The sequence below is a fragment of the Kribbella hippodromi genome (assembly GCF_039531045.1).
GTDB classification, from domain to species: Bacteria; Actinomycetota; Actinomycetes; order Propionibacteriales; family Kribbellaceae; genus Kribbella; species Kribbella hippodromi.
Genome location: NZ_BAAAPH010000011.1, coordinates 77685 through 93722, shown reverse-complemented (window position 1 = coordinate 93722; position 16038 = coordinate 77685). Strand labels below are relative to the sequence as shown.

The window sequence follows — 16038 nt, the reverse complement described above, 5'->3', positions numbered from 1 at the left end:
CGGCACCACACCAGTGACGATGGTGGACTAATCTCTGAGTGACCGCACAACGTCGTGCGGTCCGGCGGGAGCGCGCCGACGTCACGTGTGGAGACGGTGGGGAATGCAGAGCAAGCTGGACGTTCTGAAGGCCGATGTGATCGCCAAAGCGGTGGCCACGGGAACTCATGGGCACGACAAAGTGGTCGACCCGGTCAGGCTGAAGACCTTCCTGGAGCAGTACTACCGGCACGTCGCCGCCGAGGACGTCGCCGAGCGGCAGCCGAACGACTGCCTGGGCGCCGCGCGGCACCACTACAAGTCCGCGACGACCCGCCCGCAGGGCACGGCGAAAGTCCACGTTTTCACTCCGACACCGGAGGAGTACGGCTGGTCCGCGAACGGGCGGACCGTGGTCGAGATCGTCGTCGACGACATGCCGTTCCTGGTCGACAGCGCGGCGATGGTGATCACCGACCGCAACCTCGAGCTGCAGCTGCTGATTCACCCCCAGTTCGTGGTCCGGCGGGACATGGCCGGCACGCTGCAGGACGTCCTGGACGACAGCGCGACCGCGGACGAGCACGACCTGGTCCGCGAGAGCTGGATGCACCTGGAGATCGAGCGGATCGCGGACGTCGCCGAGCACCGCGCCCTCGAGCACGACCTGCTGAAGGTCCTGAACGACGTCCGCGAGGCGGTCGAGGACTGGCCGAAGATGCACGAGAAGGCAACCAGCATCGCGGCCGGCCTGGACGCCGCCGAGCTGCCGGTCGCCGAGAGCGAGGTCGAGGAGGCCCGCGAGCTGCTGGAGTGGCTCGCCGACGAGCACTTCACCTTCCTCGGCTACCGCGAGTACGACTTCACCATGGAAGGCGCCCAGGGCATCCTGCGCGGCCGCCCCGGCACCGGCCTGGGCATCCTCAGGCCGGATCCGAAGCCGGGCTCCGGCAAGCTGCCGCCGGAGGTGAGCGCCAAGGCGCAGGAGCGGAAGCTGCTGATCCTGACCAAGGCGAACTCCCGCTCGACCGTGCACCGGTCCACGTACCTGGACTATGTCGGGATCAAGCAGTTCGACGAGAACGGCGACCCGGTTCGCGAGTGCCGGTTCATCGGTCTGCTGTCGTCGACCGCGTACACCGAGAGCGTCATGCAGGTGCCGGTGCTGCGGCGGAAGGCACTGGAGCTGTTCCGCCAGACCGGCTTCGACCCGAACAGCCACAGCGGCAAGGGCCTCCTCGACGTACTGGAGACGTACCCGCGTGACGAGCTGCTGCAGGCGCCGGTAGAGGATCTGCTTCCGATCGTGCAGTCCGTGCTGCACCTGCAAGAGCGGCGCGCGGTCAAGCTGTTCGTACGACGTGACGTCTACAACCGGTACCTGTCCTGCTTGGTGTACCTGCCACGCGACCGGTACACCACCGCGGTGCGGCTGCGCATGCAGCAGATCCTGAAGGACGCCATCGGAGCGGAGTCGGTCACGTACGCTGCGTACGTCACCGAGTCTGTCCTGGCGCGCGTGCACTTCGTCGTCCGGATGAAACAAGGTGAAACGGTCGGCGAGTACGACACTGACCTGCTGGAGCAGCAGGTGGTCGACGCGACCCGCGCCTGGGCGGATGACTTCACCGTGGCGTTGCATGCGCAAGGCGGCGACGTTGCGGTGACCAAGCTGTCCCGCCGGTACGCGGATGCGTTCCCGGAGGCGTACAAAGAGGACTTCGACGCGCGCGTAGCAGTCAACGACGTCCATGTACTGGAGGGTCTGCCGGCCGATGACGGGCTGGCGATGTCGTTGTACAGCCCGATCGAGGAGGAGTGGGAGGGTGAGCGCCGGTTCAAGGTGTACCGCACCGGTTCACCGCTCTCGCTGTCCCAGGTACTGCCGCATCTGACCGCTATGGGCGTCGAAGTGATCGACGAGCGCCCGTACGAGATCCGCTGCGACGACGGCACCATGTCCTACATCTACGACTTCGGTCTGAAGGCACCGGAGGACACCGAGGAGCGCGAGGAACTGCGTGCGCTGTTCTCCGACACGTTCCAGGCGGTATGGCAGGGCAGGGCCGAGTCCGACAAGCTGAACGCGCTGGTACTGCGTGGCAGCCTCAGCTGGCGGCAGGTGTCGATTCTGCGCGCCTACCAGCGCTACATGCGGCAGGGCGGCACGCCGTTCAGCCAGGACTACATCGAGAACACGTTCCTGAACCACGTGGACGTTGCCAGTCTGCTGGTGCAGCTCTTCGAGACCAGCTTCGACCCGGCGCGCGGTCCGGCCGACGACCCGGACCGGACCACGCTGATGGACCAGCTGGAGAAGGAGATCCTGGCCGCGCTGGACACGGTGCAGAGCCTCGACGAGGACAGGATTCTGCGGTCGTACCTGACCGTGATGAAGGCGACGCTGCGGACCAACTACTTCCAGCCCGGCCCGGACGGCCGGCCTCGGTCGTACCTGTCGCTGAAGCTGGAGCCGAAGGCCATCCCGGACCTGCCGCAGCCGCGCCCGGCGTACGAGATCTTCGTGTACTCGCCGCGGGTCGAAGGTGTGCACCTCCGGTTCGGCGCGGTCGCCCGCGGCGGTCTGCGCTGGTCGGACCGGCGCGAGGACTTCCGGACCGAGGTGCTCGGCCTGGTCAAGGCGCAGATGGTGAAGAACTCGGTGATCGTGCCGGTCGGCGCGAAGGGCGGGTTCTACGCCAAGCAGCTGCCGGACCCGGCGGCCGACCGGGACGCCTGGCTGGCCGAGGGGATCGCGTCCTACAAGACGTTCATCTCCGGGCTGCTCGACATCACCGACAACATCGTTGCCGGTGACATCGTTCCGCCGCGGGACGTGGTCCGCTACGACGGCGACGACGCGTACCTGGTGGTGGCCGCCGACAAGGGCACCGCGACCTTCTCGGACATCGCGAACGGTGTCGCGAAGGAGTACGGCTTCTGGCTCGGCGACGCGTTCGCCTCCGGCGGATCGGTCGGGTACGACCACAAGGCGATGGGTATCACCGCTCGCGGCGCCTGGGAGTCGGTCAAGCGGCACTTCCGCGAGATGGGGCACGACTGCCAGAACGAGGACTTCACGGTCGTCGGCGTCGGCGACATGTCCGGTGACGTGTTCGGCAACGGCATGTTGCTGTCCGAGCACATCCGGCTGGTTGCGGCGTTCGACCACCGGCACATCTTCCTGGACCCGGCGCCGGACGCGGCCACCTCGTTCGCCGAGCGGCGGCGGCTGTTCGAGCTGCCGCGGTCCTCGTGGGCGGACTACGACAGCGCGCTGATCTCGGCCGGCGGCGGCGTGTACGCGCGGACCGAGAAGGCGATCCCGATCTCCGCGGAGGTCCGTTCGGTACTCGGCATCGAAGGCACCGCCACCAAACTGACCCCGGCCGAGTTGATGAACGCGATCCTGAAGGCGCCGGTCGACCTGTTCTGGAACGGTGGCATCGGCACGTACGTGAAGTCGAGCAACGAGTCGAACGCCGATGTCGGCGACAAGGCGAACGACGCGATCCGGGTGAACGGTTCCGAGCTGCGCGCCCGCGCCGTCGGCGAGGGCGGCAACCTCGGCTGCACCCAGCTCGGCCGGATCGAGTACGCGGCGGCGGGCGGCCGGATCAACACCGACTTCATCGACAACGTGGCCGGTGTGGACACCTCCGACCACGAGGTGAACATCAAGATCCTGCTGGACAAGGTGGTCGCGGACGGCGACCTGACCGAGAAGCAGCGCAACGACATCATCGCCTCGATGACGGACGAGGTCGGTGCGCTGGTGCTGAAGAGCAACTACCGGCAGAACATCGCCCTCGCGAACGCGACCGCCCAGGCGCCGGCGCTGATGCACGTACACCAGGACTGGGTCCGGCGGCTCGAGCGTCAAGGGCTGCTCGACCGGCAGCTGGAGTTCCTGCCGAGCATCCCGGAGTTCAAGCGGCGCAAGGCCGAGGGGCGTGGGCTGACCTCGCCGGAGCTTTCGGTGCTGATCGCGTACACGAAGATCGTGATGGAAGCCGAGCTGCTCAAGACGTCGCTGCCGGACGATCCGTTCCTGAAGCACAAGCTGGCCAGCTACTTCCCGAAGGCGATCCACGAGCGGTTCGCCGACCAGATCCAGAGCCACCAGCTGCGCCGGGAGATCATCACCACGCAGGTGGTGAACGAATTCGTGAACACCTCCGGCGTCACCGCGTACCACCGGTTGTCGCTGGAGACGGGCGGCACGGTCGAGGATGTCGTCCGCGCGAACCTCGCCGCGTCGCGGATCTTCTCGCAGCCGGAGCTGCTCTCGGCGAACGCCGATCTGGACAACATCGTCGACGCCGAGACCCAGACGCACATGCGGCTGGAGACTCGGACGCTGGTCGAGCGCGCGACCCGATGGCTGGTCAGCAACCGGCGCCCACCGGTGGACATCGAGGAGCTGATCGAGTTCTTCGGTCCGGGCATCGCCAAGCTGACCACGGCATTGCCCGACGTGTTGCGCGGTCGCGAGCTCGCGCTGTTCGAGCAGCGGCGGGAAAGCCTTGTGCAGAAGGGCGTCGCGGAGGACTTCGCGACCCGGATCGCCGTGCTGCCGCCGACCTACGCCGGGCTCGGCATCGTCGAGACCGCGTCCCGGGACGACATCGACATCCTCGAGGTCGCCAAGGTGCACTTCGCGCTCGGTGAACGGCTGCAGCTCGGCCGGTTCCTGGAGCGGATCATCGGCCTGCCCCGGACCGACCGCTGGCAGACGATGGCCCGCGCGGCGCTGCGCGACGACCTGCACGCCGTGCACTCGCGGCTGACCCGGCAGGTGCTCGCCACCACCGACGCCTCGGCCGAGCCCGAGGACCGGGTCATCACCTGGCAGGACCAGAACGCCGCGGCGCTGTCCCGGGCCGCGTCGATGCTGGAGGAGATCGTCGAGATCGAAGGGCCGGAGCTGGCCCACCTCTCGGTCGGCCTGCGGCTGGTCCGGACCCTGATCGCCAACCAGGCCTAGCGGTTCATCGTTCGGAAACGACGACGTCGACGGAGTACTGGTCCGCGCGGTAGCAGTGGCTGCCGTACTCGACCGGTGATCCGTCGGCGGCGTACGCCGAGCGGGTCATCGTGATCAGCGGTTCCGCCTTGGACATGTGCAGCGTACGGCGCTCGTCGGCGGTCGCGTTCCGGGCGCCGATGCGCTGCCGGGCGACCGTGGGACGGATACCGCGGGCGCGGAGCACGGCGTACAGGCCGTCGGCGATCAGCTCTTCGGTGGTCAGGTCGGCGAGCGTCGGCGGCAGCCAGTTGCGCATGATCGCCAGCGGAAGATCATCCGCGTAGCGAAGCCGGACGATCGACACCAGCGGCGTACCGGGCGGGAGCTCGAGGACCGCGGCGGCGCGCTCGTCGTGCGCGGCGCAATCCAGCGCGAGCACCTCGGTATGCGGCGTGCGGCCCTCACGGGCGAGGTCGTCGTACAGGCTGGTCAGCTCGGCTTTGCGATGCACCATCTGGTTCGCGACGGTGGTGCCGATGCCGCGGCGGCGGACCAGCAGGCCCTGGTTGACCAGCTCGGAGATGGCCCGCCGCACCGTCGGGCGGGACAGGTTCAGCCGATCGGACATGCCGATCTCGTTCTCGAACGGGTCGCCGGGCCGCAGCCGGCCGTCGGTGATGGCGGCGGTCAGCTGCTCGGCCAGCTGGTGGTACAGCGGTACCGGACTGGTCCGGTCGAGCTGGATGGGCAGCGCCGTGATCATGCCCGGGATGGTACATCGACGATGTACTCATGTCGCGACGTGAGAATGTGTTAACAAAGTATTGACACCTCCCGTCCGGGGCCGGAAAGCTGACGGGCAACCAGCGCGCCGCCGGGGCTGTGGCGCGCCTGTACTTCGAGAGAGGGCTGCGCGGATGCGGATCGGGTTGGTCGGGGTCGGTCGGATCGGGGCGTTCCACGCCGCGACGCTGAAGGGCTTGCCGGCGGTGGATCAGGTGGTCGTCGCCGACGCGGACCCGGCCCGGGCCGAGGTGGTCGCGAAGGAGCTGGGCGTCACGTCCGCGCCGGACGTGCCGGCGCTGCTCGCGTCCGGGCTGGACGGTTTCGTGATCGCGGCGGCTACGTCGGCGCATGCGGACCTGATCGCGGCGGGCGTCGCGGCCGGCGTGCCGACGTTCTGCGAGAAGCCGGTCGCTCTGGACCTGGCCGAGACCGAGCGCGTGCTGGAGTTGGTCGAGGCGTCGACCGTGCCCGTACACATCGGTTTCCAGCGCCGGTTCGACGCCGGCTACCAGGCGGCGCGGGCGGCTGTGGAGACCGGCGAGCTGGGGTACGTGCACCACATCCGCACGAACACGAACGACGCGTTCCCGCCGCACCACGAGTACATCCCGAACAGTGGCGGCTTCTTCCGGGACTGCACCGTGCACGACTTCGACATCATCCGGTACGTCACCGGGCGCGAGGTGGTCAGTGTGTACGCGACCGGGGCGAACCGCGGGGAAGCGTTCTTCGGTGAGCACGGTGACGTGGACTCAGCCGCCGCACTGCTCACGCTGGACGACAACACCTTCGTCACGGTGAGCGGCACGCGGTACAACGGCGCCGGCCACGACGTACGGATGGAGCTGCACGGCAGCCTCGGTTCGATCGCGGTCGGCCTGGACGAGCACACCGCGCTCCGGTCCGCCGAGCCGGGCGTCACCTTCCCGGGTGGGCAGCCGCACATGACCTTCATGGACCGGTTCCAGCCCGCGTACGTCGCGGAGCTGACCGCTTTCACCGAGGTCGTCGCCGGCACGCGGGCGGTGCCGTGCACGGTCCGGGACGCGCGGGCCGCCTTCCGGATCGCCGACGCCTGCGAGCTGTCCCGGCACGAGAACCGCATCGTCACCCTCTGAACTTGCCATGCCTCTGAACTTGCCATGCCTTTGAACTGCTTGCCGCTGAAGTGCTGTGCGCCGAACCATCACGCTCTGAGGAGTTTGCTTTCATGACCGACATTGCTGCTCGTATCGCCGGGGCCCCGATCTCGTGGGGCGTGAGCGAGGTACCGGGCTGGGGCTGGCAGTACGACGCCGAGACGGTGCTCGCCGAGATGCGGACCGTCGGCCTGGCCGCGACCGAGTTCGGTCCGGACGGATTCCTCCCGGACGACCCGGCGGACAAGGCCAAAACGCTCGCGGACGTCGGGCTCCGCGCGGTCGGTGGGTTCGTACCCGTCGTCCTGCACGATCCCGCGCATGACCCGGCGCCGGAGGTCGCGACCGCGCTGGAGGGGTTCGTCGCGGCCGGCGCCGGCACGCTCGTGCTGGCGGCGGCGACCGGCCAGGACGGGTACGACGGCCGCCCGGTCCTTGATGACGCGGGCTGGAACACGCTGCTCACCAACCTCGACAAGCTGGCCGAGCTGGCCGCATCGCGGGGCGTGCTCGCGACCGTCCACCCGCACGTAGGCACGATGGTCGAGAACGCGGCCGACCTCGAGCGGGTCCTGAGCGGCTCGTCGATCGGGCTCACGCTGGACACCGGCCACCTGCTGATCGGTGGCGCGGACCCGGTCGCGCTCGCCGTCGACCACACCGACCGGATTCGGCACACGCACCTGAAGGACGTGGACGCCGCGTGGGCCGCCCGCGTGCAGGCGGGCGAGGCGACGTACACGGATGCGGTCCGGCAGGGCATGTACCGGCCGCTGGGTGCCGGTGACATCGACATCACCACGATCGTGACGACGCTGGAGCAGGCCGGGTACGACGGGTGGTACGTACTGGAACAGGACACGATCCTGACCGATCGGCCGAGTGGCGAAGGGCCGGTGGCCGACGTACGCGCCAGTATCGGCCACCTGCACGCGATCGCGGCCGCGCTTCGATGACCGCCCGAGTGCCGTCCGGACGGACGGACCGGCGGGATGGGATGGTCTGATGGTGGACGACGTACTGACAATCGGGCGGATCGGGGTCGACCTGTACCCGCTGCAGCCCGGAACACATCTCGAGGACGTGACCTCGTTCGGCAAGTTCCTCGGTGGGAGCGCGACGAACGTGGCGGTCGCGGCGGCGCGGCACGGGCGGAAGACGGCGGTGATCAGCCGGACCGGGAACGACCCGTTCGGCACGTTCATCCACCGCACGCTCGGTGAACTCGGCGTCGACGACCGTTTCGTCACGCCGGTCGACGGGCTGCCGACACCGATCACTTTCTGCGAGATCTTCCCGCCGGACAACTTCCCGCTGTACTTCTACCGCTTCCCGAAGGCCCCGGACCTGGTCATCAACCCGTCCGAGCTCGACCTGGACGCGATCCGGGACGCTTCCATCTACTGGTCGACCGTCACCGGACTGTCCGCGGAACCGTCGCGGACCGCGCACTTCACCGCCTGGGAAGCGCGCGGGCGGAAGCCGCTCACGATCCTCGACCTGGACTACCGGCCGATGTTCTGGGCCGACCCGAGTGAGGCGCACGAGCAAGTGTCGCGGGCGCTCGAGCACTGCACGGTTGCCGTCGGCAACCGTGAGGAGTGTGAGGTGGCGGTCGGCGAAACCGATCCGGACAAGGCCGCCCAGGCGTTGCTGGACCGCGGCCTTGACCTGGCCGTGGTCAAGCAGGGGCCGCGCGGCACGCTGGCACGGACCCGCGACGAACGTGTCGAGGTCCCGCCGTTCCCGGTCGAGGTGGTCAACGGCCTCGGCGCCGGTGACGGCTTCGGTGGCGCCCTCTGCCACGGGCTGCTGTCCGGCTGGCCGCTGGAAAAGGTCATCCGCTTCGCCAACGTCGCCGGCGCGATCGTCGCGTCCCGGCTCGAATGCTCCACCGCGATGCCGACCACCGACGAGGTCCTCTCCCAGCTGGGAGGCAACTCATGAGCCCCAACACCCCGAACCCTCAGCACCCCGCTACACCGCAATCCGAGGAGGGGTACTCCGAGGAGGCACGGGCGATCCCGATCCAGCCTCCGGGCGAGCACTCGACGTCCGACGACGAGACCGTGCTGGTTCCAGGCGCGAGCGAGCCCACCTTCGAAATCCCGCGCGAGTCCCCGTTCGCACCACAACACCCGGAGCCGCTCGCCGGCGCCGACGACCCGACGGCAAGCGCGCGGCCCCGCGTCGACGCTGGTTCGAGCGACCCGACGATGATCGTGCCCACCGACGACCGACCCGGACCGGGTCCCGGCTCCAACGATCCGACAGCGGATCTGCGGGGCGGGGTTGGCTCGAATGATCCGACGGTGATTTCGCGCGGTGGGGTTGGTGCCGGCTCGAACGGTCCGACGGCGGATCTGCGGGGCGGCGTTGGCTCGAACGATGCGACGGTGATTGCGCGCGGTGGGGTTGGTGCCGGCTCGAACGATCCGACGGCGGATCTGCGGGGCGGGGTTGGCTCGAACGATGCGACGGTGAGTGTGCATGGCGGCGTTGGTTCTAATGATCCGACGGTTGTTGTGCGCCGTCCGGACGTTCCTGGGGCTGAGGACCTGACGGTCGTGGTGGATCCGTCGCGGACCACCACGAGCGCTGACGGGCAGACAACAGTCATCGGCAACCTGGATCTTCCCGCCGGCACTCGTGCGCCGGCGGAGGCCGACCACCTCGTCGGTGGGCAGTCCGGCCTGATCGAAGGCCCCGGCAACCAGCAACAACTCGCCCCACCAACAACTCCCGCACAACCAACCGACCCCCCCGAAGCCGCACCCACCGCAAGTCCCACGCCCACCGACCCGACCGCCACTGACCCAGCCGCCGCCCAGCAGCTCGCCCCGGACCCGCTGGCTACCGAGCAGCTCGCTCCGGGCCCGATGGGTGCCGAGCAGCTCGCTCCGGGGTCGATGGCTGCGGAGCAGATTGTTCCGGGGCCGATGGGTGCCGAGCAGGTCCTTCCTGGGCCGATGGCTGCTGAGTCGACTGCCTCCGAACCAACCGCTGCACGGCCGACTGCTCCGGAGTCGATCGCCACTGAGCCGACCGGTGCTGAGCTTGCCTCCACAGCACTCAGAGGCGACGGGCCGGCGGCTGCTGAGCCGAGCGCTGGGCAGCTGATCGACTCCGCACTCGCATCCACAGAGCACATCGCCGGCGGCCCGGCCGACTCCGCACTTGAGTCCACTGAGCTCATCGCCGGTGAGCCGATTGCGGCCGAGGTCGCTCCGACAGAGTTCATCGGCAGTGGACCGATCGATGCGGACATCGCCCCCACAGAGCTCATCGTCGGTGGGCCGGTTGCTGCTGAGGCGGTGGTTGCTGAGGCTCCGGCTGAGGTGCTGAGTGTGGGTGCGCCGGTTGCTGAAACCGGTGCTGCTGATGGGGAGGGCTGGGCCTCCGGAGACGCCGGGTGGCAGGAAGAGTTTGCCCTGCGGCTGGCGGAGCTGACCGAGGTTCGGGTTCGGTATCCGGAGCGGGTTGAGGAAGGCTGGCTGGGTCGGCGCACGCGTGGGCTGGTCGGTGCGGACGGCCGGCTGCTGATTGTCGCTGCTGATCATCCGGCGCGGGGTGCGCTCGGCGTGCGCGGTGATCGGATGGCCATGGGCAGCCGGGCCGATCTGGTCGCGCGGTTGGTGATCGCGTTGCAGCGGCCGGGCGTGGATGGCGTACTCGCGACGCCGGATGTGCTGGAAGACCTCCTGTTGCTCGGCGCGCTCGAGGGCAAGGTCGTCATCGGTTCGATGAACCGCGGCGGCCTGCAGGGCGCATCGTTCGAGTTGGACGATCGCTTCACGGCGTACCGGACCGCGGACGAGATCGCGGCGCGCCGGCTCGACGGCGGGAAGATGCTGACCCGGATCGACCTCGCCGACCGCGGGACGGTCGCGACGTTGGAGAGCAGCGCCGCCGCGGTGACCGCGCTGGCGGAGCACAAGTTGATGGCGATGGTCGAGCCGTTCTGGTCGACGCGGTCCGAGGACGGGCGGGTGACGAACCTGCTCGACCCGGAGTCGGTGATCAAGTCCATTCAGATCGCCTCCGGTCTCGGGGCGACCAGTGCGTACACCTGGTTGAAGCTGCCGGTCGTCGACGAGCTCGATCGGGTGATGGAGGCAACGACTCTGCCGACACTGCTGCTCGGCGGTGACCCGACCGGCGACCCGGAGGCAACCTACGCCGCCTGGGGCAAAGCGCTGGATCTGCCTTCGGTACGCGGGCTGGTCGTCGGCCGGGCGTTGCTCTTCCCGCCCGACGGTGATGTCGCGACGGCTGTCGATCGGGCCGCCGCTCTTGTCCACGGTGGCACCGCATGACCGCGCAGGAAACGCAGAGCACCCAGGTTCGAGGGGAGCGAGGTCGGGATGAGTGAGTGGGTTCGGCCGGCGGGGACCGCGGCGCGGGACGGGTACGACGTGGTGGTGCGGCCGGGCGATCCCGGCTGGCAGCACAGTGGGCTGACCGTACGAACCCTGCGCCCCGGGCAGTCTGTGGAAATCGACACCGGCGACTGCGAGTACATCGTGCTGCCCTTGAACGGCTCCGCCGAGGTGATCATCGACGGCGAGTCGGTACCGCTCGGTGGCCGGGCCGATGTGTTCGCGGGCGCGACCGATCTCGCGTACGTGCCGCGGAACACAACCTTCGCCGTGGTCAGCCCCGGCGGCGCGCGGATCGCGTTCCCGTTCGCGAAGGCGGCCAGTGATCGCCCGTTCCAGCGGATCGCGGTCGAGGACGTCGAGACCGAGCTGCGCGGCGCCGGCGTCGCGTCCCGTCAGGTCCGCAACTTCGGTACGCCGGGGGTGCTCGACGCCGACTCGATCATCGCCTGCGAGGTGATCACTCCGGCCGGCAACTGGTCGTCCTACCCGCCGCACAAGCACGACGAGCACCGGCCCGGGAAGGAGAGCGAGCTCGAGGAGATCTACTACTTCGAGCTGCAGCTCTCCGACGATGCACCCGAAGGTGCCAAGGGCAACGACCCGATCGGGTACCAGCGGGTGTACGGCACCGACGACCGGCCGATCGACGTCCTGGCAGAGGTCCGTAGCGGGGACGTCGTCCTGGTCCCGCACGGATGGCACGGTCCGGCGATGGCACCGCCCGGCTACGACATGTACTACCTGAACGTGATGGCCGGCCCCGGCACGGAACGCCAATGGCTGATCACCGACGACCCGCTGCACGCCTGGGTCCGTGAATTGTGGAACTCGCAACATATCGATCCACGCCTGCCTTTCCAGCAAACTGAGCCTCTCGGAGGGGATGAGTCATGACGGTGCGTCTCACGGTCGCCCAGGCCCTGGTGCGATTCCTGAGCGTTCAGTACTCGGAGCGGGACGGCGTACGGCAGCGGCTGATCGCCGGGTGTCTGGGCATCTTCGGCCACGGCAACGTCGCCGGTGTCGGGCAGGCGTTGCTGCAGTCGGAGCTCGACGACCCGGAGGCCCTGCCGTACATCCTGGCCCGCAACGAGCAGGCGATGGTGCACACTGCGGCCGCGTACGCCCGGACCCGGGACCGGCTCCAGACCTACGCCTGCACGGCAAGCGTCGGCCCGGGCTCGACCAACATGGTGACGGGTGCGGCCCTCGCGACGATCAATCGGCTGCCGGTGCTGATCCTCCCTTCCGATGTGTTCGCGACCCGGGTGGCGACACCCGTGCTGCAGGAGCTGGAAAGTTACGGCGCGGGTGACATCTCCGTGAACGACGCCTTCCGGCCGGTGTCAAAGTACTTCGACCGCGTCTGGCGGCCGGAGCAGTTGCCGTCGGCATTGCTGAACGCCATGCGGGTGCTGACCGATCCGGTCGAGACCGGCGCGGTCACGCTGGCCTTGCCGCAGGATGTGCAGGCCGAGGCCTACGATTGGCCGGAGGAGCTTTTCGCCGAGCGCACCTGGTACGTCGGGCGGCCGGTGCCGGAGGCATCAATTGTCGACAAGGCGGTAGATCTCCTAAGGTCCGCGCAGCGTCCGCTGATCGTCGCTGGTGGCGGCGTGCACTACTCGGGCGCGGAGGACGCGTTGCGTGCGTTCGCCGAGCGGACCGGCATCCCGGTCGCGGAAACCCAAGCAGGCAAGGGATCGCTGAGCTTCGACCACCCGCAGTCGGTGGGCGCGGTCGGCTCGACCGGCACCACGGCAGCCAACGCGCTGGCCCGCGAAGCCGATGTGGTGATCGGGATCGGCACCCGCTACAGCGACTTCACCACTGCCTCGCGGACTGCTTTCCAGAACCCTGACGTGCGGTTCGTGAACATCAACGTGGCGCGGTTCGACAGTGCCAAGCATGCTGGTCTTCCTCTCGTCGCCGATGCCCGGGAAGCCCTTGTTTCGTTGGGCTCCGGACTCGGGGATTGGTCGGTGGACGCCAAGTACACCTCGCTCGCGAGGGAGCTCGCAACCGCCTGGAACGCAACTGTGGATAAAGTCTTCCGGCCCTCGGCGGAGGTGACGGACAAACTCGCCGACGGCCTGCTGACCCAGGGCGAAGTGCTCGGTGCCGTGAACGAATTGTCGGCGCCGTCTGATGTGGTTGTCTGCGCGGCCGGTTCGATGCCGGGTGACCTGCACAAACTGTGGCGGACGCGCGACCCGAAGGGATACCACGTCGAATATGGCTTCTCCTGCATGGGATACGAGATCGCCGGCGGTCTTGGCGTCAGGCTCGCCGCGCCGGATCGGGACGTGTTCGTCATGGTCGGCGACGGGTCGTACCTGATGATGTCCAGCGAGCTGGCCACCGCGGTCCAGGAGAACCTCAAGATCATCGTGGTCCTGGTGCAGAACCACGGGTTCGCGTCGATCGGTGCGCTGTCCGAGTCGCTGGGTTCGCAACGGTTCGGCACGGCGTACCGCAAACGCACTGGTGACGGCAGGCTCGACGGCGACTACCTGCCCGTGGATCTGGCGGCGAACGTACGCAGCTTCGGTGTCGACGTGATCGATGTCCGCAGCCGCACCGAGCTGGAGCAGGCTATCCACACCGCGAAGGCGGCGACTGGTCCGATCGCGATCCATGTCACCACCGATCCGTTGGTCGGCGGGCCGGACAGCGATTCGTGGTGGGACGTTCCGGTCAGCGAAGTGTCGGAGCTGCAGTCAACGCAGGCGGCCGCGGCGTCGTACGAGGAAAGCAAGAAGACCCAGCGGCCGTACCTGGCTCCCGCCGAAGGCGATCGCTGACATGGGCCGGATCGACATCGGTACCGCGCCGGATTCGTGGGGAGTCTGGTTCGCCGATGATCCACAACAGACGCCGTGGACCCGGTTCCTCGACGAGGTGGTCGCGGCCGGGTACACCCGGATCGAGCTCGGTCCGTACGGGTACCTTCCGACCGATCCGGTGCGACTCAAGGACGAGCTGGATCAACGCGGTCTGACGATGACGGCGGGTACGACGTTCGAGCAGCTGCACCGTCCTGGTGGCTGGGAACCGACCTGGCGCGATGTCGCGAAGACAGCCGAGCTGACGGCGGCGATGGGCGCGAAGCATCTCGTCGTGATGCCGTCGATGTGGCGTGGCGACGATGGCGAGATCGTCGAGGAACGGCTCGATCACGAGGGACAAGCGCGGCACGGTCAGGCCGTGACCGAGCTGGGTCGCCGACTGGCGGAGGAGTTCGGGCTGCGTACGCAGTACCACCCGCACGCTGACGGTCACATCGACACCCAAGACACAGTCGAGCGCTTCCTCGAGGAGACCGACCCCGAACATGTGAACCTCTGCCTGGACACCGGGCACATCAGCTACTGCGGCGGCGACAACCTGGAGCTGATCCGCAAATACCCGGACCGGATCGGTTATCTACACGTGAAGCAGGTCGATCCAAAGGTGCTTGCCGAGGTCGAGGCCGAGGGCCTGAGTGTCGACGAGGCGGTCCGGCGAGGCGTGTTCGTCGAGCCACCACATGGCGTACCCGAGCTGCCGCCGGTGCTGGACGCGCTGGCAGCGCTCGATGTCGACGTGTTCGCAATCGTCGAGCAGGACATGTACCCGTGTGCGCCGGAGGTCCCGCTGCCGATCGCAGAGCGGACGCTGGCGTACTTATCCACAGGAGGGGGTGGCGTATCGAGCTGACGACCAGCGGAGTGTGACACTCTCTGGTCCCACGCATATCCGCGGAGTCACCGCGGTTCGTCCTGAAAGGCTGGTCCAAGTCATGGTTCGGTGGCAGAAGAAGGCGGTGGCCGCGGTCGCGGCGGTCGCGCTCGCCGCGGCACTGGCGGCGTGCAGCTCGTCCGGCGGCAAGCAGAAGGAGCAGAGCTCCAGCGGAAGTGGCAGCGGCGTCGCGGACACCCCGCGGATGAAGGTGGCCCTGATCACCCACTCAGGCCCGGGCGACACCTTCTGGGACATCGTCCGGCGCGGCGCCGAGGCGGCCGCCAAGAAGGACAACATCGACTTGCAGTACTCGGCGGACCCGGACGGCGCGGCCCAGGCGAACCTGGTGCAGACCGCGATCGACTCCAAGGTGGACGGGATCGCCGTCACACTGAACAAGCCGGACGCCGTCATCCCGAACGTGAAGAAGGCGATCGCGGCCGGCATCCCGGTGACCGTGCTGAACGGTGGCCTCGACCAGTGGAAGTCCAGCGGCGCGATCGGGTACTTCGGCCAGGACGAGCGGATCGCCGGGCAGGCGACCGGTGAGAAGCTCAAGGAACTCGGCGCCAAGAAGGTGCTCTGCGTCATCCACGAGCAGGGCAACGTCAGCCTGGAGGCCCGCTGCCAGGGCATCAAGGACAAGTTCGGCAACGTCGAGAACGTGAACGTCAACGGCACCGACCAGCCGGGTACACAGGCCACGCTGACCTCGAAGTTGCAACAGGACAAGGCCGTCGACTACGTCGTCGCGCTGAATGCGGGCATCGCGCTGACCGCGGTGCAGGCCGCGAAGGACGCCGGATCGAGCGCGAAGATCGGCAGCTTCGACATGAGCAAGGAGATGGCCAAGGCGATCCAGGACGGCAGTGTGCAGTTCGCCGTCGATCAGCAGCCGTACCTGCAGGGGTACCTGGCCGTCGACGCACTCTGGCTGTACAAGAACAACGGCGACACCATCGGTGGTGGTCAGGCGACGCTGACCGGGCCGGCGTTCATCGACAAGGCGAACATCGCGGCCGTGCTGAAGTACGCCGAAGCCGGGACGCGCTGAGGTAAC

Annotated in this window: 10 protein-coding genes; 9 read left to right on the top strand and 1 reads right to left on the bottom strand. The window is 68.2% G+C overall.

Annotated features, from left to right (window positions below; all coding sequences use genetic code 11):
- Positions 1 to 103 precede the first annotated feature (103 nt).
- Positions 104 to 4966: an NAD-glutamate dehydrogenase gene (locus ABD260_RS18435; protein ID WP_344234821.1), complete on the top strand. Its 4863-nt coding sequence runs from the start codon at positions 104 to 106 to the stop codon at positions 4964 to 4966.
- A 4-nt stretch (positions 4967 to 4970) separates the two neighbouring features.
- Here ABD260_RS18435 and ABD260_RS18430 read toward each other — a convergent pair whose 3' ends face one another.
- Entirely contained in the window at positions 4971 to 5711 is a 741-nt protein-coding gene (locus tag ABD260_RS18430; RefSeq protein WP_344234820.1) for a GntR family transcriptional regulator, read from the bottom strand.
- Between the two features lie 154 nt (positions 5712 to 5865).
- Here ABD260_RS18430 and ABD260_RS18425 point away from each other — a divergent pair, with 154 nt between their 5' ends.
- The 8 genes from ABD260_RS18425 (at position 5866) to ABD260_RS18390 (ending at position 16032) form a co-directional block, all read left to right on the top strand.
- Complete coding sequence (locus tag ABD260_RS18425; protein WP_344234819.1) at positions 5866 to 6852, top strand: Gfo/Idh/MocA family protein; 987 nt, start codon at positions 5866 to 5868, stop codon at positions 6850 to 6852.
- Between the two features lie 92 nt (positions 6853 to 6944).
- A complete protein-coding gene (locus ABD260_RS18420; protein ID WP_344234818.1) occupies positions 6945 to 7829 on the top strand; it encodes a sugar phosphate isomerase/epimerase family protein in 885 nt (294 codons plus the stop codon).
- A gap of 49 nt (positions 7830 to 7878) precedes the next feature.
- Positions 7879 to 8820, top strand: coding sequence for a 5-dehydro-2-deoxygluconokinase (gene iolC, locus ABD260_RS18415; RefSeq protein WP_344234817.1), 942 nt, complete (start codon positions 7879 to 7881; stop codon positions 8818 to 8820).
- A gap of 1484 nt (positions 8821 to 10304) precedes the next feature.
- Entirely contained in the window at positions 10305 to 11189 is an 885-nt protein-coding gene (locus tag ABD260_RS37605; RefSeq protein ID WP_425553355.1) for a Cgl0159 family (beta/alpha)8-fold protein, read from the top strand.
- A 48-nt stretch (positions 11190 to 11237) separates the two neighbouring features.
- Positions 11238 to 12149: a 5-deoxy-glucuronate isomerase gene (gene iolB, locus ABD260_RS18405; protein WP_344234815.1), complete on the top strand. Its 912-nt coding sequence runs from the start codon at positions 11238 to 11240 to the stop codon at positions 12147 to 12149.
- Positions 12146 to 14059 (top strand): 3D-(3,5/4)-trihydroxycyclohexane-1,2-dione acylhydrolase (decyclizing), encoded by a 1914-nt coding sequence (gene iolD, locus ABD260_RS18400; RefSeq protein WP_344234814.1) that lies wholly within the window; start codon positions 12146 to 12148, stop codon positions 14057 to 14059. Before iolB ends, iolD begins: the two co-directional genes overlap by 4 nt.
- A gap of 1 nt (position 14060) precedes the next feature.
- On the top strand, positions 14061 to 14954 hold the full coding sequence (locus ABD260_RS18395) for a sugar phosphate isomerase/epimerase family protein (RefSeq protein WP_344234813.1): 894 nt from the start codon (positions 14061 to 14063) through the stop codon (positions 14952 to 14954).
- An 82-nt stretch (positions 14955 to 15036) separates the two neighbouring features.
- A complete protein-coding gene (locus ABD260_RS18390; protein ID WP_344234812.1) occupies positions 15037 to 16032 on the top strand; it encodes a sugar ABC transporter substrate-binding protein in 996 nt (331 codons plus the stop codon).
- Positions 16033 to 16038: the final 6 nt, after the last annotated feature.